Source organism: Anaerobacterium chartisolvens (genome assembly GCF_003337415.1).
Lineage (GTDB): Bacteria > Bacillota > Clostridia > Acetivibrionales > DSM-27016 > Anaerobacterium > Anaerobacterium chartisolvens.
Map to the genome: position 1 here is coordinate 55,538 of NZ_QPJT01000005.1, position 22,364 is coordinate 77,901.

Below are 22,364 nucleotides of genomic sequence, written 5' to 3' on the forward strand. Positions count from 1 at the left end.
CGTTAGACAGGGACGGTTTTTTTTTTCATCCCTGACACATATATATTTAATGATAGTGATTGTGGTATGAAGGGGTGTGAAATTGTGGCGCAAGCGAATAGATTCTATAAAAGCTTTTTAATATTTGCCAATGAGGATGACGGCTTCTCTTCCTCCGGCACTCCGTCGGGGTACGCCAAAATTCTGGTCAGAGACGGAAAAGGAGTAATTGACTTAAATGTACACAACCTTAAAGAGAATCCTGACAAGCTTACATACAGATTGTATATCATGAAAAATGACCCGAACAGCTTTCTGAGCGTCTGCATGGGGACTATACCCGTACAAAAAAACAAAGGCATTATGCAGTGGGAATTTGATGCCGATAATGTAGGGAAAACGGGCGTGCCGATAGAGCAATTTAATGCTGCCGCGATACAAGCTCAGGAAGGCAGCGGGGAGAATGTGAAATTTAAGTATCCCCTATCCTCATGCAAAAACAGCGTTACATCATGGAAAAAGCTGCTGAATGAAGCTTCAAACGCAATAAAGGGGGAGGCAAAGCAGTGTGCGCACAATGACAGCGCGGCGGAGCAACAAGAAATTGACAATGATAAAGCCGGGACGGAGGAGAGAAATATTGCGGCAGCTGAGGAGGAGCAAAGCACATGCGAAGGTATAAGCGAGGCTGTGGAAGAAGGCTGCGAAATAAATCATGAGGAGCAAAACGAAACACTCGAAGCCCCATACTGCTCTGAAGACGACGCTTCCGGGGACTGTATTGCGGGAAATGATTCGTCTCCGCATGTGCCCGACAATACGGGGGATTTAAAAATGCCGTTACCCGATATGGGAATGTTAAGGAGCAATTTTAACAGCAGCTTTGAGCCATACGACCCGTTCGGAAGCAACAGGAAGGATTACAAATGGTGGAAGGTGAACAATCCTGTACAGCTTGGAAATATCTTTCATCAAAGCAGCATAAGGGCGCCTTTTTTCTTTAATCCTCTGGTAATGATGGCCCATTATAAATACAGGTATCTTATAGTCGGTATATATGAGGACAAAACAAAAAAGAGAGATTATATGGTTTGCGGAATTCCCGGTGTCTACGGCGTAGATGATAAGCCGTTCGGAGATTTGTGCAGATGGGTTCAGATAGAGGGCAACAAGCCTAGATACGGGGCATTTGGGTATTGGCTTATATATATGGAGCCGGATACGGGAAAGATTCTGGAATTTAAATAAATTAACGAGGGCGGTTTGTGATTTTTTGAAAATTTCTTCTCCCCTTTTATTTTATGCATACTGCATTGGAGGGTGTATTTAATTTAAGTGACGAAAATGCAAATATTAACTCCCCTTCTATCTTCCCCTCACATCGAGGGGAAGAAAAAGAAGGGCGCTGGAGAAGAAAATGAGAAGAACAACGCAGGCGCATGTAAAGCAGCTAGCAAAAGAAATGAAGAGACATCCTACAAGTCCTACATGGACCTTCTTTTCCTTCCCCTCAAAGTGAGGGGAAGATAGATAGGGAGCTTATTAAAAATCTGGATTTGGAATAAAACGCCATAATATATTGGCTCTTTTTAACCATTTTCTTGGATAATTATGCTGTTATGTGAAAAAGGTGCTTAAATTGTAATCCCTATGGTGATTTTCCGAAATGCTGTGTCAGATATATTTTATGCATCTTGTATTGGAATATTATATTTTAAGCGTATATAAAAGATGGTATAATAGATATAAATAAAAGGAAATGAGGGTGTTTAAATGGCAAAGAATGAGGACAAAAAGGATTGGGTTCATCTCACTACCGTGCCTAATGATATTGAGTTTGAAATGGTTGCCGGCTTGCTCAAGGCAAGCAATATCCCTGTAATAAGAAGTGTAAGAGGAGTAGACGGATTTGCGCAAATCATTTTAGGAGTTCCCATATCCGGGATAGATTTGCTAGTTCATAAGGACAAGCTGCAAGAGGCGACGGAAATTCTGAATGCCGATATTGAAGAGGAGGATTTTTATACCGATGATGATAATGCCGAACGGGAGGAAGACAAGAGCTAATTAAAACACAGCTATTGACATTTTCATTGTAAAGATATATGATGGAATTATCATAGAGTGAAACACGTTATTATATAGATAAAAAGCGTGCAAAACATAGAGGAGGATGTTGCGTGGATAAATGTATGGACAAGGACTCTTTGCTAGAAATCGCCAATCATATTATTGACAGGGATGATCAGGTGAAGATAGCGACCTTAAGCGATGAGCTGACAATATCTCAGGTTGTTAAATTTTTTGACAAGCAGGGAAGAAATTTTACCAAAACAATGATTCAAAATTATGTTAGAGTGGGTGTGCTTCCCACTCCTATAGATAAAAGGTATTACACCAAAAACCATTTGATACTTCTTACCTTGATAGACAACCTTAAGGAAATTTATTCTCTTGAGGATATAAAAAAGGTACTTCAGCCCATACGCAACAACCCCGATATTTTTGAGGATGATATCATTAAAACCACCGATGTTTACAAGAACTATCTAACCATGCGAAAGGAAGCTCTGGGAAAGTGGAAGGAGTCTCTGCCTCAAATTTTTGACAAGGTTGACAGTCTGGTATCCCAGGATGCCGTAAATGAAAAGGAAAAAAATGTTGCTGCAGCTTTTATGATAGCCTTAACTATCATGGCTGAGACAGTGGCGATGAAGGATCTTATTAATGAGATTATGAAGGAATATATACTTTAAGAGTACAATAAGAGTACGATGTGCCGCTTAAGTCCCGGCATAATTTTGGCATAGAAGTAATAATATGAATTTGAGCTGTTAAAAGGCCGAAGGGGGGATATAAATGCTTTACCTGTATATAGGCTGCTTTACCTTTGGAGCTGCCTATTCTATCCTTTCATTGCTTTTGGGAGGTCACAGTGCGGATCACGGAGGTGTTGATCACGCTCACGGAGCGGATTCCGACGTGCCGTCTCCTCTTAACCCCATTGTAATATCCAGCGCCGTCACTGTCTTTGGAGCAGTGGGGATTATATCAAAGCTTGCTTTTAAAATGGGAGACTTATTGAGCTCTGCTTTTGCACTTGGCTTTGCAGGTATTGTGGGCGCAGCCATTTTTTTCGGCATAGTAAAGCTCATGTATGGCTCTCAATCGGATTCAACCTTCTCACAAAATGACCTTGTCGGAATGGATGCTGAGGTGACCATACCCATACCTTATAAGGGTATGGGAGAAATAGCCTGTTCAATAAACGGAACAAGATACAGCATGGCGGCAAGGGATGCAGAAGGAGGCGAAATACAGAGGGGAGAACCGGTAAAAATAAAAGAAATAGCAGGGAACACTGCGGTAGTTGGCAAGAAAATCACTATAGACAGCTTGGAGGAGTATGACAGAGAAGAAAACTGTTTCAATGAAGAGCTAAAATATAAGAATTAAGGGGGTAATTTTACTATGGACATGGCGACAACAATTTCAATTTTTGCCGGAGTCGGCGTGGTAATTATACTGTTTATACTGATATCGATTTTTGTGAGCAGGTATGTCAAGGTGGGGCCTGACGAAGCATTAATTGTATCCGGAAGAAAGAAGAAAATGAGCGGCGGGCAGGTAGTGGGCTTCAGAATTGTAAGAGGAGGGGCTACCTTTGTATGGCCCGTGCTTGAGGTAGCAAAGACTATATCCTTGAGGATTATGCCTCTGGACGTAAACTCAAGTGCATATACCTCTCAGGGAGTACAGGTTACCGTTGACGGCATAGCGCAGGTGAAAATTGATTCCAGTCAGGAGGCTATAGCTACGGCGGCAGAGCAGTTCTTAAGCCTAAAGGAGGAAGAGATAAAGAGAATAGCAACCCAGACGCTTGAAGGGCATTTGAGATCCATAGTGGGTAATCTTACCGTGGAGGAAATAAACCAGAACAGGGATGCATTCGCACAGAAGGTTCAGGAGCTTGCCGCAGGTGATCTTGCCAACATGGGATTAAAAATAATATCCTTTACAATACGTGAGATAGCGGATAAGAATGGATACCTTGAGAGCCTGGGTAAGGCACAGATAGCCAGAGTGCAGAGGGACGCTGTCATAGGCCAGGCTGAAGCTAAGAGGGATGCCGACATAAAGAGCGCGGAGGCAATGCAGGCAGGACAGACTGCGAAATATCTTGCCGAAACAAAAATCGCCGAGTCCAACAGGGATAAGGAAATGAAGGTAGCCGACTATCAGGCTTCTATAAATGAGAAAAAGGCCGAGGCCGACTTGTCCTATGATAAGAAAAAGTATGTTATAGAGCAGGAAGTCCAGAAGGAGGCCATGCAGGTTGAGATAGTCAAAAAGCAGAAGGAAATAGAGCTTCAGCAGCAGGAGGCGTTAAGAAAGGAGAAGGAGCTTGAGGCTATTGTAAGGAAGCCCGCGGAAGCCAGCAGGTTTAAAACTGAGGTGGATGCCGAGGCGGAGAGAGTCAAAAGGTCTAAGGAGGCTGAGGGACAGTCCTATGCGATTAAGGCGGAGGGTATTGCAAGGGCTGAAGCAATAAGAGCGGCAGGACTTGCCGAGGCGGAAATTATTAAGGCAAAGGGTGAGGCGGAGGCGGCTGCAATGGCAAAAAAAGCTGAGGCCTACAGGATGTTTAATGATGCCGCAATGATTCAAATGGTAATTGAAAAGCTTCCCGACATTGCCTCGGCAATTTCGCAGCCGTTGTCGAAAACTGAAAAAATCGTAATGATAGGAGATTCGGGTGCTTCTAAGCTGACGAAGGACATAACAAGCGTTGTAGCACAGCTTCCTGAGACGGTAAAAAGCCTTACCGGAATAGATCTTACCGACATAATTAAAAACTATGCGCATGGAGATAAGACGGAGGCGGCAAAGATAGAGGTCGAATAGTGGGCTTGAGAAATACATGGAATGTCAGAGAGGCTGTTTTAAAACAGCCTCTTAAATTTTATACGGCACAAATATTTTTGCTGAAATATAGAATAATATGGTATGATTATGTTGTAGTGTATTTTAAGAACAGCATACAGAGGGCTATGCCTCTAAAGGAGCTGATTTGTTTGGCCGGAAAGAATAAGGTTCACATTAGGATAGGCGGTAAGGACTATACTTTAGTGGGCATTGAAGCAGAGGAATATATTCAGAGGGTCGGTCTGTACATAGATAAGAAGATAAATGAGATAACAAGGTCAAACAGTCTGCTCAGTACATCTATGGCATCAATTCTTGCTGCTGTCAATGTTGCCGATGATTTTTTTAAATCGCGTGAAAATGAGAAAAGGCTTGAGGATGAATTGGAAAGGGCTTGTGAGGAACTGGAAAAATTGAGACACGAGAACGAAAGACTTTTGGAAAGCAATTCCAATATTATAAGCAGGAATACGCTCCTGCAGCTTGAGCTTGCAAAAAGGGAGGCGGAATTGTCTGAGGTCAGAGCTTCTTTGGAGAGGACAAGCAGAAAAAAGGAGTCCGGATATGAAGAAGGATAACCTCTTATACATCCAAATCCCGAATTAAACATACTTTAAACGGAGGATGAAATTTATGGACATGATCATAAGGCTTGGAGATTTGGTACTGATAACGGCACTGTTTGCTTTAGTAGTCATATCTGTGTATCTTATTGTGTTGATAAGAAATATAAACGGAAGCATAAAGGTGCTGAAGAAGCTGCTTAAGGAAAACAGGGAATGCATAGACAGCACATTAAAGGACATACCCGTAATATCTAAGAATGTAGCCGAAATAAGCACCACTGCAAAAGATGAGCTTAAATCGGTGGAGACAGCAATACATGGGCTTGGAGAGGCGGGAGAAATGATCGCCGCTGCGGCGCAGACGGTTAGAAAGGACATACTTGGAAGAATAAAAGGTGTTGTGGATCTTCTGGACATCATTACAAGGGTTTTCTTCAGCGATTCTTCCGGGAACGGGTCTCAAACAGAGGAAAAAGATAAGGACTAAAATTTTATGAGAATGATATTTATATTTATAGATGGGCTGGGACTGGGAAAAGAGGACAAAACCGTTAACCCCTTGTATGCTGCTAAAGCCCCTAATATTCATTACATACTGGAGCGCTTTACCGTTATTCCCACCGATGCCACGCTGGGAGTAAAGGGGCTCCCTCAGAGCGCGACGGGACAAACGGCTATTTTTACCGGGGAAAATGCTCCCCGCATATTGGGGAGGCATTTAAACGGACAGCCTACCGAAACCCTTAAAAACATCATTTATAAAAACAACCTGTTCATGCAATTGGGGAAAATGGGGTTAAGGGTCACTAACTCCAATGTGTATTCCACAGAATATCTTCAAAAGATGGTTAATCCCCACGACAGAAGGCTCAGGCCGTCTGTTACGTCAGTAATGACAATGGTCGCAGGGATGGGCTTCAGGACGGTTGACGACTACAGGTCAGGCAGAGGCGTTTATCATGATATCACCGGGCATATGCTGATTGAAAGAGGATATGACGTTGAACGCATAACTCCCCGGCAGGCGGCAGAACGCCTGTATTCCATAAGCAGAGAGAATGACTTTACTCTTTATGAGCATTTTATGACCGATATAATAGGGCATAAAATGGATATGGAGCTTGCCATAAAGGAAATTGAGCTGCTCGATGAATTTTTGGGAGAGCTTGCAGGATTGGTTGATTTAAATGAGGATATAATATTTATAACCAGTGATCACGGAAACATTGAGGATATCAGCGTAAAAACTCACACATATAATAAGGTTCCTACAATTATAATGGGAAATATGCATAGGGGACTTGGAGTAAAAATTGAATCTCTTATGGATATAACCCCTGCCGTAACGGGAATTTTTAAGGAGATAATGAATAATGGATAAAATAGAGCTTCTTGCACCGGCGGGGGAGTGGGATGCTTTTTTAGCTGCCGTTGAAAACGGAGCGGACGCAGTCTACCTTGGAGGGCCCTTTTTTAATGCCAGACAGTCAGCAGAAAATTTTGACGGCAGCCAGCTTAAAAATGCGGTTGAATATGCACATGTAAGAGACGTAAAGGTATATATGGCAATGAACACCCTGATTTCGGACAGTGAGCTGGATAAGGCTCTAAGGCTTGCGGAAGAAGCGTTTTTTACGGGGATAGACGGCATTATTGTGCAGGATTTGGGATTTGCAGGCTTATTGAGAAGGAGCCTGCCGGGACTTAAGCTCCATGCCAGTACTCAAATGACGGTTTATAACATTCATGGGGTGCGCATTTTGGAGAGGCTTGGCTTTAAAAGGGTGGTGCTGGCAAGGGAATTGTCTCTGGAGGAAATACGGTATATTTGCCAAAATACCTGCCTTGAGGTTGAGGTTTTTGTGCATGGCGCACTGTGTATATGCTATTCAGGCCAGTGTCTCATGAGCAGTGTCATAGGAGGGAGAAGCGGAAACAGAGGAAGGTGCGCCCAGCCCTGCAGGCTTCCGTACAGCTTGCTTAAAAATAACGATGTGGCTGCTGGGGATGGGAAATATATATTAAGCCCTAAGGACATATGCCTTGTAAATGAGCTGGAAAGCCTTGTGCCGTCAGGGGTTAAATGCCTTAAAATTGAGGGTCGTATGAAAAGTCCCGAATATGTCGCTACTGTAACGGGGATATACAGGAAATATATAGATATGGCGCAAAATGGAAAATTATGTATGGAGGAAGGCGGGTCGCTTGCAAATAATGAAGATTTTCGTGCCTTAACTCAGATTTTCAACAGAGGAGGCTTCTCGCAGGGTTACCTCAAGGGAAGGACAGGGTATGGGCTTATGGCCTATCAAAAGCCCAAAAATTGGGGAATTTATCTGGGAGAGGTTTTTTCCTATAATAAGGAATCGAGGAAAATAAGACTGAGGCTTAAGGAGGATCTGTCAAACGGAGACGGAATAGAGATATGGAATGGAGAGGATGAAAGTCCGGGAGGGGTTGTAAGTGAGATAAGCGTTGAAGGCGTAAGAAGGAAAACTGCTCAAAAAGGTGAGCTTGCTGAACTGGGAAGCGTTAAGGGGAGAATACATAAGGGAGATAAGGTGTATAAAACCTCAGACAAAAATCTTGCCGTTAAGGCCAGAGAGTCTTTTTCGGGAAGGTTTGCAAGAAAAGTGCTTTTGGAGGGTAAAATAGTAATAAAAAGGGATATGCCTCTAATGCTTCAGGCGGCAGACAAAAGAGGAAATACCGTACAGGTTAAGGGTAATATTCCGGCGCAGACCGCCGTTAATGTGCCATTGACAAGGGAAAGAGCCATAGAGCAGCTAAGTAAGACGGGAGGCTCGCCCTTTGAGTTTTCAACGCTGGAATTACAGCTTGACGATGGCGTAACGTTGCCTGTAAGTGAAATAAATGCGGCAAGGCGCAAAGCTCTTGAAGAGATGGAAAGCCTGCGCAGGGTTCCAAAGCATGACGAAATGCGCGGGGAATTTGGAGATAAATGGGATAATGGCGTGTATTTCCCGGGAAATAGCAGAAAAAAGATAAGTAAGCTCAAGCTTGCTATGTTATTTTATCGCATATTGGAAGAATTGGACTATTCCTCCCTTGGAATTGATAGAATTTACCTTCCGTTTAAGTATATGCTAAATAACAATGCCAAAAAAGTAATTGATGCCTGCAGGGCTTGCGGGCAGGAGGTTTACGCATGGATTCCTCCGGTGGTGAGGGGCAATTGGGAAAGGCTTATTGACGGCGGCCTAGACAGGCTCACGGGTATGGGGGTGGATGGCGTGCTTGCGGGAAACCTCGGAGTTATTGAGCTTGTGAAGAAGCATTCACCCCTTAAGGTGGCAGGGGATTATTCATTAAACGTATTCAACAGCATGACATCATGGGAGCTTTACAGCTTAGGATGCAGCAGTGTGATGCTGTCGCATGAAAATACCCTCAGGCAGATAGAGGGCTTTAGGAATGTGGAGGGGCTGGAAAGAGAAGTGCTTGTATATGGAAGAGTTCCGCTGATGATAAGTGAACACTGCCCGGTTGGAAGCATTGCGGGGAATACCGGCCCTGACTCAATATGTGCGGGCGAGTGTGTTAAGGGTGAATACAGGCTTCGGGACAGAATGGGTATGGAATTTCCTGTGCTATGTGACGCGACAGACTGTATAAGCACAATTTTCAACTCTAACGTTCTTTTTGTGCCGCAGGTATTAAGTAAAATCAAGGCGGCTGGGATTGCTTATGCAAGGCTTAACATTATTGACGAAGAACCGCAGAGGGTAAGGGAGCTTGCGGAGCTTTTCCGCGCGGAGGCATCGGGGCTGCCCTGCACAGAAGAGAGGTATGAGGGAATAATTGAGGATATAAGGAAAAGAGGATACACAAAGGGGCATTATTTCAGAGGAGTTTAAGGCACAGGACAATATAAATAGAGTGGGAGTGGTTGCTTATCGAACTGAAGGGAAATGTGGAGTCGCTTAAAAAGAGCGTTATTGATGAAATAGAGCAGCTGTATAATCTGGAAATTTCACCGGATAATTTTTTGCCCTATGAGCTCGCGGAGAAGCTGGCACATATCACAGACAAAATAAACAGAGAAATTGCGGTTTTTATAAACAGAAGGGGAAGTATTGTGGATATCAGCGTGGGGGATAGTGCTAAAGCCTCTATTCCCGACCTTGAGACCAGACGGGACATGACGAGGCTCTCTGGTATACGATGCATACACACTCATCCCGGAGGCGACGCAAGGCTGTCTCCGGTGGATATAAGCTCTCTTTTAAAGCTGAGGCTTGACGCAATGGTTGCTTTGGGAGTCAGGGAGGGCAGAGTCAACGAAATTTACGCGGCCTTACCCGAGAGGGACGAAACAGGCATATTTGCAAGGGCGCAGGTATATGGGCCTTTAGAGCTCAGCAGTGATGGCTTTAGGGCTTTTCTTGGGATAATAAGGGATATAGATAAGCCCTTCGGGAATATGGCATATGATATGGGCGATGAGGAGGAAAAGGCTATTCTTGTAGGGCTGGAAACCTTGCAGGGAAGGCTTGTTAACGGAATGAGCGAGGGACAGAGATCCCTTGAGGAGCTGGAGGAGCTTGCAAATACCGCAGGAGTAAGGGTTGTTCATAAAATTCTGCAAAAAAGGCCGTCTGCCGATTCCGCGTTTTATATAGGAAGTGGAATGGCAGAGAGCATAAATGTTATGCGTCAGGCGATAAATGCCAACATGGTTATATTTGACGATGCTCTTTCAGGCGCTCAGGTGAGAAATTTGGAAAATACTACAGGAGTGAAGGTTATTGACAGAACGGTGCTCATATTGGATATTTTTGCACAGAGAGCCCGCTCAAGGGAAGGGAAGCTGCAGGTGGAGCTTGCACAGCTTAAGTATAGGCTTCCCAGGCTTACAGGGCTTGGTACCGTGCTGTCCAGACTGGGAGGGGGAATAGGAACCAGAGGGCCAGGTGAGAAAAAGCTTGAAACTGACAGAAGGCATATCGGAAGGAGAATGCGAAGCATTGAAAGGGAGCTTAAGGAAATAGGCAAAAGAAGAGAAATGCTTAGAGAAAGCAGGAAGAAGGATGCACATTCTACGATTGCCCTTGTGGGATACACTAATGCAGGCAAGTCAACTCTTATGAATAAGCTTTGTGATGCTCAGGTTTTTGCGGAAGATAAGCTGTTTGCAACGTTAGATCCCACTGTTAGAAGACTTAAGCTTGAAGATGGCAGGGAGGCAATGCTTATAGATACCGTCGGGTTTATAAGAAAGCTGCCTCATGAGCTTGTTGAGGCGTTTAAATCAACACTTGAGGAGGCTGTTTACGCCGATGCCCTGATACATGTCATAGATATCTCTTCAAGCGAGGCAGAGGTGCAGATAAGTGTGGTAAACGAGCTTTTAGACAGTCTGGGTGCCATGAATAAGCCTGTTATAGAGGTGCTGAACAAGGCCGATCTGGCCGATGGAAAGGAACGGCCTCCGATATCTGGCTTTAAAGCCGGGGCACTTGAGGTATCAGCGTTAACGGGACAGGGAATAGATAAGCTTAAAGAGAATATTTCCCGAATATTTCCCAAAGAACAGACTGAGATAAAAATACTTGCGCCATATAGTGAGGGTTGGATATTGCCTTTTGTACATGAGAACGGAAGGGTTGTCGCCCAAAAATATGAAGAAAATGGGATATTAATTAACGCTATTATTAAAACGTCAAATGTTAATAAAATAAGGGAGTATTTAGTGGGAAAATAGAGGTGAATTAAGTAATAAAACCTTAATTAAAATTGTATAATATCAAAGAATGAGGTATTATAATAATATAAGCCTTAGCTTAGGTATTACAGTTTAAATATAGGTTTTACAACATGATATATTGTTTATAGGGTGCAAAATTAATATGTGAAAGGGGTTTTTCGTATGCTGGTCAGAAACTGTGCGGGTGGTGTGGTTTTTTACGGCGGAAAGGTATTGCTCCTAAAAAATGAAAAGGGTGAGTGGATTCTTCCTAAAGGAATTATCAGAAATGGTGATTTGGCTAATGAAGTAGCTCTTAAAAGAGTAAGAGAGGAAGCCGGAGTAAAAGCGGAAATAGTATCTACTGCGGGAAGAACAGATTACGAGTTCTTTTCTGTAACACGTCATAGACCGGTCTGTAACAAGGTAACCTGGTATATTATGAAGTCCTCCAGTGAAGAATGTGAATTGAATAAAAGTGCAAATGTTACCGACGGAGGGTTCTTTAGCCAAGAGGATGCGTTGAGGCGTATTACTTACAGCCAGGACAGATCCCTTTTGAGCTTATGCTTTGACAAAATGAAAGAGCTGGCTTAAAATTGTCAAGGCAAGGCCAATTATATGCGAGAGTATTTTCACGGTACTAGCACAAATGGCAGCTGAAATGTGTCGGCTGCCATTTGTTTTATTAAGGAGCGTAATTAATGCAAAAGGAATATAAAACTGTTTTAAGCACAGCGTCTTCGGAATATGAAGAGAAAAAGTCAAAATTTATTGCGTCTGTATCTCCTGCCGGTACGGAGGAGGAAGCACTCGGATTTATAAATTCACTTAAATCAAAATACTGGGATGCGTCGCACAATGTTTATGCATACTGCATTGGGGGTAACAATACCGTACAGAGGTTCAGCGACGACGGAGAGCCTTCGGGGACGGCAGGAATGCCTGTAATGGAGGTCATTAAAAGGATGGAGCTTCAAAACCTCGCGGTAGTGGTTACAAGGTACTTTGGGGGAACGCTGCTGGGAGCCGCGGGATTAATAAGGGCCTATGGAAAAAGTGCGGCTATGGGGATAGAGGCGGCGGGGATAATAAGACGGCAGCTTTGCAGAACTGTAAACATAATCACGGAGTATACTCTTTTTGGGAGGATACGCAATTTTGTTTCTTCAAAGGGGTATATTATCAGGGATGTAATTTATTCCGAGGATGTGGAAATAATATTGAGTGTTCCACAGGACGATGCCGAGAGGGTCATTGGAGAGCTGGACGAGCTGACAAACGCAAGAGCCGTTGCTCAGGCAGGGGAAGTGCTGTATGTCTCGACGGATATGGACGGAAGCGTAATAAAGTAAATAACTAAAAGAGTATTGGAGGATGCAATCATGCAGGAAGAAATCATGCAGGAAGAAATCATGCTGGGCAAAAAGGTATGGGCTGTAGTGGGAGCCACTGAAAATACCGACAAGTTTGGCTATAAGATATACAAGAGGCTGAAGCTAAAGGGCTACAGGGTATACCCCGTAAGCCCCAATTATAACGAAATAGACGGCGACAGGTGCTATAAGGACTTATCCTCCCTCCCTGAAATGCCGGAGGTTATCGACATGGTGGTTTCTCCCGCAAAAGGAATAGCCGTCATAGACGAAGCGGCAAGCCTGGGAATAAAAAACATATGGCTTCAGCCCGGAACCTATAACAATGAGCTTATGGCTGCGATAAATGAAAAGGGTCTGAACGCTGTTCAGGCTTGTGTTCTTGTGGCATTGCCCTGATATGAAAATTTATTGCGGCTGCAAGGTTTCACTATTAAAGTGCTTTCTCCTTAAGAGGCGGCGGAGTATATTTCCGAAAACTCAATATTTATTGCCTCTATTATTTTATTATGGCTTTTAGTATTGGGGGATTCGGCAGAGCTGCTTGAATTCAGCGCAACTATGGGTAATTTAATAATAAACTCGCTGCCTTTTCCCTCCTCACTGTTAACGCTTATGCTGCCGTTTTGAATTTCAACAAAGGATTTTGTAAGCGACAGGCCTATACCGTTTCCTTCAAAAGCGACGGTAAAGGGACTGCTGACCTGCCTGAAGCGTTCAAAAATGACGCCATGCATATGAGAAGGTATCCCGGGGCCTGTGTCTTTTACCGATATGGTCATATTTTTGCTTGCGGAGTCGGATGACACCGATACAGATACCTTTCCGCCGGGAGGCGTAAACTTTATTGCATTTGACAGCAAGTTGAGAACCACGCGCTCAATTTTGTCAATGTCTATAGAGGTAAATATTTCCTCCGATTCTGTATCGAATTCAACCGTCAAATCCTTCTGCTCTGCGAAGGGTACTATGGACTGTGTTATTTCCTCGATTAAGTAGACAACGTTGCAGCTCGACATGTTAAGCTTCACATAGCCCGAGTCAATTCTTGTTATGTCAAGCACATTGTTTAAAAGCCTTACCAGCCTGTAGCAGTTTTGCTTTATTGTTTTAAAATGCCTTGCCGAATTTTTTCTTTCCGAAGCAACAGGCCCTCCCTGCTTGTCAATAAGCTGAATTGCCCCTAGTATTACGCTCAAAGGGGTCTTAAGCTCATGTGATATATTGCAGAAGAATTCAATTTTAAGCTGTGAGCATTCAGAGGCTTCTCTGTTTAGCCTGACAAGATTGTCGACAAGCTGCCTCTGCTTATCTAATTCACACTGCTTAATCTGCAAATCTTCCAGATACATATTTCTTTCGGCAAAAGCCCTGCTGGAAAAATTTTTTACAGCTATGAATGCAAAAAGGATTGCCAGAATTATGGGAAATGTGTCAAGCGCAAAATACAGCAGGATGCCCGCGCTCATACCGCCTAATGCCATCACGCCGTATGGGCCTGAAGATAAAGGAGCTTGCGGAGGCACGCCAAGGAGGAATATTATACCTGCCCTGGTAGCTACATACGCACTTAATGACAGGGCAATGAATAGCTTTGGCACCATGGGATTGTTAAACTTTTTCAGCATATAAACCACTCCTATAAAATACTTTTAAGCTGTATATAAATTAGTAGCACCGTTGCAATGCCGTAAGGTACTATTAACTTAACGAATGTAAATTAAGGCGTATAAAAAGAGAAAATACAGCAGTCAGTCTTATTCCATAAAATACCATTTATATTTTACAGAAATTAGGCTGATAAGTAAATATAATTTCCTGATATTATAAACCCCAAAAAATTTCCAACCATAGTAAATATAATTGGTTAAAGAAATTTTAATATTAAATGGAGGCATATTTTTAAAGGGAAATTTTTTTATATAGGAGGAGATAAAAAATATTAGAGATAGAGTGATTTTATGGGGTGTAGCAGCGATACGGAAACTTAATTTTGAAAATGATTTTCCTGACGAAATATTAATGCTGCAATGACATTTTAAAAAACTCTTGAAAAAGGTTTTTGCAGGATGTGGCTTCGTGAAATCACCTTGCACTTAGAACAGGCCGCTCTTGACTGACAGAGAATTAAGCCTTATTATTTTAGGTAAATCGGGTGCTAAAATAGACTAAATAAGGTTGGAGGGCGAGGCTTGTTATGAAAATAGTTGTATTAGACGGATATGCGCTGAATCCGGGGGATCTTAGCTGGCACGGATTCGAGAAGCACGGTGAATTGACGGTGTATGACAGAACACTTCCCCATGAGACGGTTGACAAAATAGGAGATGCCGAAATTATATTTACAAACAAGACCCTGATAACAAAGGAGATATTTGACAAATGTCCATCTATAAAATTTGTAGGAGTGCTGGCAACGGGCTATAATGTTGTGAACACCGAATATGCGAGGCTAAAGGGCATACCTGTTACCAATATTCCCGCATACAGCACGGGAGCGGTAGCGCAATTTGCCATCGCACTTCTGCTTGAGCTTTGCCACCGCATAGGGGATCACAGCAATAGCGTGAAAAGTGGTGAATGGAGCAACTGCGCCGACTTTTGCTACTGGAAATACCCATTGATTGAGCTTTCAGGCAAAACCATGGGAATAATAGGATTTGGAAGAATAGGCCGGGCAACGGCTAAAATAGCTCAGGCGTTGGGCATGAAAATATTGGCGTATAACGAGCGTATAAGAGAGGACATGCAGGATGGCGGTATGAAATATGTTCCGCTGGATGAGCTGTTTGCGGAATCGGATGTCGTTTCGCTGCACTGTCCCCTGTTTCCTTCTACTCAAGGGCTTATAAATAAAAATAGTATTTCAAAAATGAAGGATGGGGCCATGCTGATTAATACATCAAGAGGGCCGCTGGTTGTGGAACAGGATCTCGCCGATGCATTAAATTCAGGGAAGCTTGCAGGTGCGGCTGTTGATGTTGTATCCACTGAGCCTATCCCCAGCGACAATGTTCTGCTGAAGGCCAGAAATTGTATTATTACGCCCCATATTGCCTGGGCTCCGAAGGAATCGAGAATCAGGCTTATGAATATTGCCGTTGATAATTTAGCCGCCTTCTTGTCAGGCAGTCCTATAAATGTTGTGAATAAGTGAGCATAGGGGAGACTTGATGTCTTTTTAGCTTTGCATATTAACCATTTTATGTTTCTATACGATACAAATTATTGGAATAATTTTTTGTTATAGGAGGAATGGTTTATTATGAAAGCATTATATTTTCCCCAATTAAACAAATATGAGCTTCGGGAGGTCCGGCGGCCTGAATTGCAAAGTGAAACCGATGTAATAATAAAGGTGACGCTGACAACCATATGCGGCAGTGATATACACCTTATTCGCGGCAGTATTCCCAGCACACTGGGGTATGTGCTGGGGCATGAGTATGTGGGGATTGTGGAGCAGGTGGGCGGGGAGGTGAGGAATTTCAAGCGCGGAGACAGGGTAACAGGCCCGCCTGTACCGTTTTGCGGGCATTGTCGAAATTGCCTTGATGGTAATAAAACCCATTGCTTAAATGCCGGAATACATGGAAGCGGAATAGAGAGGGGCGGGCTTTCGGGGACTCATGCGGAATACATAAGAGTTCCCCACGCCGATGCTTGTCTTGCTCATATACCTGAAGCACTTACCGATGAACAGGTAATGTTTGTATCGGATATACTGTCCACAGGTTATTCTGCCGTTGAAAGAGCGGGGATAAAGCCTGGGGATACCGTGGCGGTATTCGGGGCTGGGCCTGTCGGATTATGTGCCATAGCCTGCGCGAGGCTGTCGGGTGCGTCAAGGGTTATAGCTGTGGGAAGGGCGGATAGCTTCAGGCTTGAAATGGCAAAAAGGCTTGGGGCAACAGACATAATTTGCGCCTCATGTCAGGAGCCGGTGACGTCAATACGCGAGCTGACGGAAGGACGGGGGGCTGACGCAGCTATTGAGGCCTCGGGCTCTGAGGCTGCCATACAGCAAGCGGTGCGTGGGGTGAAAATCAATGGAACTGTTTCGCTTGTCGGAATATCGGGAATGCCGGTATCAATACCCCTGCATGAAGTATTTTACAGCAACATAAATATTAATATGGGTCTGGCCGATACGGGAAATATTAAAAGGCTTATGACGCTTATAGAAAGCGGACAGCTTGATTTGCTTCCGCTTATCACGCACCGTATGGGTCTGAATGAAATTGAAAGGGCGGTTGATATGTTTGAAAAAAGGGATGAGAATGTTATAAAAATTGTCATCAGGCCTTAAAGCTGTTGTGTTAATTTGCGTTTTAGCATTCATATTTGCAAATAATAAGAGTGAACATAAGAATTAAAAAAAATTTCTTTGATGATATAAGATTACAAAATATTTGACAATTGCCATATTTTGAGACTATAATATTGTTATAAATGACAAAATAATGAGGAATGGAAGTGCGCATTATGAATTCGGTTACATTGGGACAGAGACTGCGTCTACTGATTAAAGAGAAAGAAATGAAGCAGAAGGAAATAGGTGAGGCCTTGGGGGTTAAGCTGTCTACGCTCAGCGGGTACATAAATGACAAGCGTGAGCCTACTCTGGCGAGCTTAAAGGAAATGGCAGGCTATTTTAATGTCACCGTGGATTTTCTCATAGGCTATTCCGAGGAACGGGTTTATAATCACGGGCACGTGCCGGAGGAAGCGGACATGCCTGCAGAGAAGCCGGAAAATGTAAGACATTTGAGAAAGGCAAGAGGCGTAAAAGCAGGTGCTGCCGCAAAGGAAGAAGCGGAATGTGCGGGATAGCGGGAAAAAGTCAACCTCTCCAATATGTGATATTGAGAACAGCAAAGGAGGCGGACAACCGCCTCCTTTGCTGTGGATCGAAAATCTTTACTATAAAAGTACAGTACTTCAGGCAGAAATGCTGCCGTGAGTGAAAGAACCTACAAGAAGAGGCCCTCTTTAAAGAGGGCCTCTTCTTTGCTTTCGCGGCTGTACTGCCTACTTCAAGCTTTTGGGGACTTTTGGCTGGTAAGCCATCCACCAACATGCCGCAGAGGACGATATCATTGCAAACAGGCTCAGTAAACCAGCTAGGACGTAAAGCAGCTTCTTCATAACAATCATTGCTCCTTTTTAATTATTTTCAGGCGTATGGTAGAGATTTAAAGATATATCTTCCATGTCCTTTTGTACCGATGTTAATTTCCATTTGATGTTATCATAAAAGTCACTGTTTGTACATAATTTTATTTCTTTGGTTAAATCATCCAATTTTTCCGCTAGATTCTTCTGCTTTTGGACTTCCCTATTTTTAACATAATATATGCTCCAAAAGAAAAGAGAGATGTTTAATACAGGTAATATACATGTTGCCATAATAACCAACAGTCTTAAATCAAAGGACATGCTTTCAAGAGCTTTTTCATACCCTATGATCCTTACCATAATCATTAATAATGCAAAATTACAGGTTAAAACTAAAAAAGAAAGTGTAGTAAGTATTTTGCTTTCAAAAACTATATTTATTATATTGGCTTTTAAGAGGGTTCTTTTTTTAGCTATAAGAAATACAAGAATAGTGTATTCTATGACTCTTGACGTTAGGCATAACATAAAAAAAAGAAAAATATTATTTTGTATTTCATGAAGAGTTTTTCCTGTAGCATATATAACAAAAGGGATTGATAAAAAGTCAATGATACCTATTGCTAATACAACAATTAACAGATATAAAGCAGCCTTTCCAATCCATCTCATAACCTTTGCATCATCCCATAAGTCACCTGTCAATACCATGAGAATCAGCCCTGTAGCAATCATTGCTATAGTTATTATGCCTGAATCTACACCAGCATAGCGGAGTATATTGGATAAAAGAGCACATATTACAGCGGGCACAAAAACTCTTACATAATCCCATTTCTCAAAAAGCCTGTCGCACTCATCCTCTTTCCAATAGTCAAACTCACCCATAAGTATAAGGGTTGTCATAAAAACAAAAATCTCCTCGGGAATTGACACAAGCACAGTACTCAGCAACACTTTCTGTATAACATCCAAAGCCATAAAATCCCCAAACATAGCATTTATCCCCCTTGCTTGTCTTTAGTCAATAAAAGCATTCATTGAATTTATGCGTGTATCTGTAATTTGCTGAATTTAGAATTATTATGCACAATACAATTACAAATGCAAATATTTATGCAGTTTAACTATAAATGCTTATTTAAAAAAATATTTCCTAAAATAATACTCTTAATAAAAATATCGGAATATTCTGTGCTTGTCAATATATTTCTGTAAAATATAAGATAAAAAGACATACATTAATTATTTACTTACTTACATAACGCTTCACATGTGCATATTAATATCCTTACACATTATTGATCGCATATTTTAGAAGCAAATCTATGTTAATCCATTAAAATTTTTGGTAAAATAATAGTATATTGAAGGCTGCGAAAGGGGATAGCATATGTCTAAGCATACAAAGGCAGCACAAGACAGCGACTTTATAATGCTGCCTGTTGTGGACTTTGTTTTCAAGCTTTTGTTTGGAGACATTAAGCATAAGGAAAGGCTCATATCGCTGCTAAGTGCCATACTGAGGCTGCCTGAGAAGGAGTTTAAAGGGATAGAAATTATCAACACCGAGCTGCCGAGGATGTTCGAGGAGGACAAAAAGGGTATACTTGATATACGTGCGAGGTTTTCCGGGGGGAAGCAGGTGGATATAGAGATACAGGTGCTGCCGTCGGTGTTTATGGCTGAGAGGACGCTGTACTATTTGGGCAAGATGTACACTACGCAGGTAAAAGAGGGAGAAACCTTTCATGCTCTTAAGAAGTGCATAGCGATAAATATAGTAGACTATGAATTTTTGCCTGTAAGGAAGATGCATACGGTATACCACTTAAATGAGGATGAGACGGGGCACAGGCTGACGGATGCGGTTGAGGTGCATTTCTGTGAGCTTAAGAAGGTAAGGGAGGGGACGGGGATAACGGATATAAATGACCCGTCTATAGACTGGATGAGGTTTATAGGTGCAAGGACGAAGGGAGAGATGGAGATTATGGCTGAGACGAATGAGACTATAAGGGATGCGTTCAATTATCTGCAGGTTATAAGCAATGACGAGCAAAAGAGGCTGGAGTATGAGTCAAGGCAGCTCTGGCTTATGGATCAGAGAACAAGGGAGAAGGTTGCAAGGGACGAGGGTATGAAAGAGGGCATAGAGAAAGGCATAGAGAAAGGCATAGAGAAAGGCATAGAGAAAGGCAGAAAGGAAGGCAAGCAGGAAGGTGCTCTGCAAGCAACAACAGGCATAGTTAAGAATCTTCGCAGCATGGGTATGAAGACTTCGGACATAGCCAGAGTCACAGGGCTTACAGAGGAAGAGGTTCAGAATATAAAGTAGGCGGCTAAAAAAACGCTGGTTAGGATATAACAAAGGCCGTAGGGAACGCCCCCCTGTGGCGTTCCAAAAGCCTCCAGGCACAAGTGCTTGGGGGCAAATTTTTTCACTAGGAGCTTTTGTCGGACACACTATTCCAACTGCGATGTTGACAATCATTATCAATAAAAATATAATTATAACATAAGGTAAAAATTTGCAACTCTATTACAGGGGAAAGACGTTTAGAAGAGGATTTGCTGATGTTTTTTTATTTAATGAACAGACTGGTAGGAAAAGCTGCTTTCCATGAGGCTATTGAGTGCCTTGTAGCCGCATTGGAGGCTAGAGACGCATATACAAGTGGACATTCGCTAAGAGTAGCGGATATGAGCTCCGATCTGGGAAAAGCAATAGGCTTAAGGGGTCTTAAGCTTGAAACTGTGCATCTTGCCGCACATTTGCATGATATAGGCAAGCTGGGTGTACCGGACGACGTATTGAATAAAAAGGGAAGGCTGCTTCCTGATGAATGGGCCCAGATTCAGATGCACCCTGAAATAGGCTATAATATTTTAAGCAAGTCAAAGGGATTGATACACATAGCGCGTATTGTACTCTATCACCATGAGCGTTGGGACGGGAAGGGCTATACACATGGAATCAAAGGGGACAAGATACCTCTGGGCTCGAGAATTATTTCGGTGGCCGACTCCATAGATGCCATGACCTCCCAGAGACCGTACAGGGAAGCCATGTCGTGGGAAAAATGCATGGATGAGATTGTGGCAAATAAGGGGACTCAGTTTGATCCTATGGTTGTTGAGGCTGCCGAAAGGCTGTGGAGGAAATGGAAGGAAAAAGAGAGGGAGAAGGGACTTGCGATCGAAGGGGTATGAGGGAGTACAGACTTGCAACCTTTGTGGGGCTGCAAGTCTGTACTCATTATTTTTTAAGCTGATACTCCTTAACCATTAAGGCTCTGACATATCCCCTGTCCTTCGAGGTGGAATCAATGTAAAAGCCTCTTCCATAGTAAAAGCGCACCAGATCCCTGTACTTTGAAGCGGTATGAAGACAGGCCTTTTTTACTCCCTTAGCCTCCAAAACCTTGTCTGCGAGATTCATCAGCGATTTACCGATGCCTATGTTATGATAATTTAAGTTTACTCCAAACCTGCTTATATAAGCAGTACCGTCCGGCAGAATATTTATCCTTATAGTTCCTACAGGCACGCTGTCTATAAACGCTATATATACCAAGCTTCCGTCTATTGCATCTGTTATGGACTCAACGGACTCCTCCAGTGCTTCCATGGTTCCAGTAAGTCCGGTATCGGACATATACTTTTTGAATGACTGCTGCAGAATACCTTTAACTGCTTCTGCGTCCTGCAACTCTGCCCGCCTTATTATAAATGAATAGTTCATAAAAATACTCCTACTTTTCAGCCATTAATAAAGCCATAATAGCCTTTTGTACATGCATCCTGTTTTCCGCCTCGTCAAATATAGCAGACTGAGGCCCGTCGATTATTTCCTCGGTAACCTCATAGCCTCTGTATGCAGGCAGACAGTGAAGAAATATTGCATCCTCTTTTGCCAGTGAGAATAATTCCTTGTTCACCTGATACGGCATGAATATTTTTGTCCTCTTTTCCTTCTCTGCTTCCTGACCCATACTGACCCATGTATCGGTGTATATTACATCAGCATTTTTCACAGCCTCATTAGGGTCCTCGGTGAGAATTATTTCACACCCGGACAGCTTTGCAGCCTCCTTTGCCTGAACAATTATTTCCTTGTCACATTCATAGCCTTTGGGAGCGGCAACGGCAATGTCCATTCCTACCTTGGCACAGCCGTGAAGGAGTGAGTTGGCAACATTGTTTCCATCTCCGACGTATGCCATTTTGAGACCCTTTAGGGTGCCTTTTTTCTCATACACCGTAAAAAGATCTGCAAGTATCTGGCACGGATGCATCAAATCTGTGAGGCCGTTTATAACAGGGATGTTGCCGTATTTGGCGAGATCTTCTACGTCCTTGTGGTCAAAGGTTCTTATCATTATGCCGTCTATAAAGCGGGACAGTACCTGTGCGGTGTCGTAAATAGTTTCCCCTCTGCCTAGCTGTATATCATTTGAGCTTAAAAACAGGGGATAGCCCCCAAGTTGATACATTCCCACTTCAAAAGAGACTCTAGTCCGGGTAGAGGATTTTGTAAAAATCATGCCTAAGGTTTTGCCATTCAGAAGATGGTGCTGTATGCCCGCTTTGACCTCTTTTTTCAGTCTTTCGGACAAATTAAATATTTCCTCAAAATCTTCCAATGTTAAGTCATAAAGGCTTATTAAATGCTTCATATCGGTTAACCTC

The 22,364-nt window shown here is 42.9% G+C and carries 24 protein-coding genes; 19 read left to right on the forward strand and 5 right to left on the reverse strand.

Annotated elements, in window-relative coordinates:
- The first annotated feature begins 84 nt into the window (after window positions 1-84).
- The 14 genes from DFR58_RS05675 (at window position 85) to DFR58_RS05740 (ending at window position 12,953) form a co-directional block, all read left to right on the forward strand.
- Complete coding sequence (locus DFR58_RS05675; RefSeq protein WP_114296849.1) at window positions 85-1,227, forward strand: hypothetical protein; 1,143 nt, start codon at window positions 85-87, stop codon at window positions 1,225-1,227.
- Between the two features lie 96 nt (window positions 1,228-1,323).
- Window positions 1,324-1,509: a hypothetical protein gene (locus DFR58_RS05680; RefSeq protein WP_114296850.1), complete on the forward strand. Its 186-nt coding sequence runs from the start codon at window positions 1,324-1,326 to the stop codon at window positions 1,507-1,509.
- A 243-nt stretch (window positions 1,510-1,752) separates the two neighbouring features.
- The gene (locus DFR58_RS05685) at window positions 1,753-2,046 is read left to right on the forward strand and encodes a putative signal transducing protein (protein WP_114296851.1); all 294 of its coding nucleotides are present in this window, start codon (window positions 1,753-1,755) and stop codon (window positions 2,044-2,046) included.
- 113 nt (window positions 2,047-2,159) lie between these two features.
- Complete coding sequence (locus DFR58_RS05690; RefSeq protein ID WP_114296852.1) at window positions 2,160-2,735, forward strand: DUF1836 domain-containing protein; 576 nt, start codon at window positions 2,160-2,162, stop codon at window positions 2,733-2,735.
- Window positions 2,736-2,838: 103 nt separating this feature from the next.
- The gene (locus tag DFR58_RS05695) at window positions 2,839-3,435 is read left to right on the forward strand and encodes an NfeD family protein (RefSeq protein ID WP_114296853.1); all 597 of its coding nucleotides are present in this window, start codon (window positions 2,839-2,841) and stop codon (window positions 3,433-3,435) included.
- Window positions 3,436-3,450: 15 nt separating this feature from the next.
- The gene (locus DFR58_RS05700) at window positions 3,451-4,884 is read left to right on the forward strand and encodes a flotillin family protein (protein ID WP_242987408.1); all 1,434 of its coding nucleotides are present in this window, start codon (window positions 3,451-3,453) and stop codon (window positions 4,882-4,884) included.
- Entirely contained in the window at window positions 4,884-5,483 is a 600-nt protein-coding gene (gene zapA, locus DFR58_RS05705) for a cell division protein ZapA (protein WP_341457386.1), read from the forward strand. The genes DFR58_RS05700 and zapA overlap by 1 nt, the downstream gene beginning before the upstream one ends.
- Before the next feature lie 55 nt (window positions 5,484-5,538).
- Entirely contained in the window at window positions 5,539-5,958 is a 420-nt protein-coding gene (locus DFR58_RS05710) for a hypothetical protein (protein WP_114296854.1), read from the forward strand.
- 6 nt (window positions 5,959-5,964) lie between these two features.
- The gene (locus tag DFR58_RS05715; RefSeq protein ID WP_114296855.1) at window positions 5,965-6,852 is read left to right on the forward strand and encodes a peptidase; all 888 of its coding nucleotides are present in this window, start codon (window positions 5,965-5,967) and stop codon (window positions 6,850-6,852) included.
- Window positions 6,845-9,349, forward strand: a complete 2,505-nt coding sequence (locus DFR58_RS05720; protein WP_114296856.1) for a U32 family peptidase — start codon at window positions 6,845-6,847, stop codon at window positions 9,347-9,349. The genes DFR58_RS05715 and DFR58_RS05720 overlap by 8 nt, the downstream gene beginning before the upstream one ends.
- A gap of 32 nt (window positions 9,350-9,381) precedes the next feature.
- Window positions 9,382-11,196, forward strand: coding sequence for a GTPase HflX (gene hflX / locus DFR58_RS05725; protein ID WP_341457387.1), 1,815 nt, complete (start codon window positions 9,382-9,384; stop codon window positions 11,194-11,196).
- 165 nt (window positions 11,197-11,361) lie between these two features.
- Window positions 11,362-11,775, forward strand: a complete 414-nt coding sequence (locus DFR58_RS05730; protein WP_114296857.1) for an NUDIX hydrolase — start codon at window positions 11,362-11,364, stop codon at window positions 11,773-11,775.
- 107 nt (window positions 11,776-11,882) lie between these two features.
- On the forward strand, window positions 11,883-12,533 hold the full coding sequence (locus tag DFR58_RS05735; RefSeq protein WP_114296858.1) for a YigZ family protein: 651 nt from the start codon (window positions 11,883-11,885) through the stop codon (window positions 12,531-12,533).
- A gap of 30 nt (window positions 12,534-12,563) precedes the next feature.
- Window positions 12,564-12,953, forward strand: coding sequence for a CoA-binding protein (locus DFR58_RS05740; protein WP_479722725.1), 390 nt, complete (start codon window positions 12,564-12,566; stop codon window positions 12,951-12,953).
- 50 nt (window positions 12,954-13,003) lie between these two features.
- Here the strand turns inward: DFR58_RS05740 and DFR58_RS05745 are convergent, their stop codons facing one another.
- Entirely contained in the window at window positions 13,004-14,182 is a 1,179-nt protein-coding gene (locus tag DFR58_RS05745; protein WP_114296859.1) for a sensor histidine kinase, read from the reverse strand.
- Window positions 14,183-14,751: 569 nt separating this feature from the next.
- On the opposite strand from DFR58_RS05745, the gene DFR58_RS05750 reads away from it, so the two are divergent.
- From DFR58_RS05750 to DFR58_RS05760, 3 genes are all read left to right on the forward strand, one after another.
- Window positions 14,752-15,711 (forward strand): D-2-hydroxyacid dehydrogenase, encoded by a 960-nt coding sequence (locus DFR58_RS05750; protein ID WP_114296860.1) that lies wholly within the window; start codon window positions 14,752-14,754, stop codon window positions 15,709-15,711.
- Between the two features lie 108 nt (window positions 15,712-15,819).
- The gene (locus tag DFR58_RS05755) at window positions 15,820-16,863 is read left to right on the forward strand and encodes a zinc-dependent alcohol dehydrogenase (RefSeq protein WP_114296861.1); all 1,044 of its coding nucleotides are present in this window, start codon (window positions 15,820-15,822) and stop codon (window positions 16,861-16,863) included.
- 176 nt (window positions 16,864-17,039) lie between these two features.
- Entirely contained in the window at window positions 17,040-17,387 is a 348-nt protein-coding gene (locus tag DFR58_RS05760; RefSeq protein WP_170138049.1) for a helix-turn-helix domain-containing protein, read from the forward strand.
- A gap of 198 nt (window positions 17,388-17,585) precedes the next feature.
- Here the strand turns inward: DFR58_RS05760 and DFR58_RS22470 are convergent, their stop codons facing one another.
- Window positions 17,586-17,711 (reverse strand): cyclic lactone autoinducer peptide, encoded by a 126-nt coding sequence (locus DFR58_RS22470; RefSeq protein WP_341457388.1) that lies wholly within the window; start codon window positions 17,709-17,711, stop codon window positions 17,586-17,588.
- 9 nt (window positions 17,712-17,720) lie between these two features.
- Entirely contained in the window at window positions 17,721-18,668 is a 948-nt protein-coding gene (locus DFR58_RS05770; RefSeq protein WP_114296864.1) for a hypothetical protein, read from the reverse strand.
- A gap of 397 nt (window positions 18,669-19,065) precedes the next feature.
- Here DFR58_RS05770 and DFR58_RS05775 point away from each other — a divergent pair, with 397 nt between their 5' ends.
- Both DFR58_RS05775 and DFR58_RS05780 read left to right on the forward strand, forming a co-directional pair.
- Window positions 19,066-20,010 (forward strand): Rpn family recombination-promoting nuclease/putative transposase, encoded by a 945-nt coding sequence (locus tag DFR58_RS05775; protein WP_114296865.1) that lies wholly within the window; start codon window positions 19,066-19,068, stop codon window positions 20,008-20,010.
- 239 nt (window positions 20,011-20,249) lie between these two features.
- Entirely contained in the window at window positions 20,250-20,885 is a 636-nt protein-coding gene (locus DFR58_RS05780) for an HD-GYP domain-containing protein (protein WP_170138050.1), read from the forward strand.
- A gap of 46 nt (window positions 20,886-20,931) precedes the next feature.
- On the opposite strand, the gene DFR58_RS05785 is transcribed toward DFR58_RS05780, so the two are convergent.
- Together DFR58_RS05785 and argF are read right to left on the reverse strand one after the other, a co-directional pair.
- Window positions 20,932-21,417 (reverse strand): GNAT family N-acetyltransferase, encoded by a 486-nt coding sequence (locus tag DFR58_RS05785; RefSeq protein ID WP_114296866.1) that lies wholly within the window; start codon window positions 21,415-21,417, stop codon window positions 20,932-20,934.
- Window positions 21,418-21,427: 10 nt separating this feature from the next.
- Complete coding sequence (gene argF, locus DFR58_RS05790; protein WP_114296867.1) at window positions 21,428-22,351, reverse strand: ornithine carbamoyltransferase; 924 nt, start codon at window positions 22,349-22,351, stop codon at window positions 21,428-21,430.
- Between the last annotated feature and the right edge of the window lie 13 nt (window positions 22,352-22,364).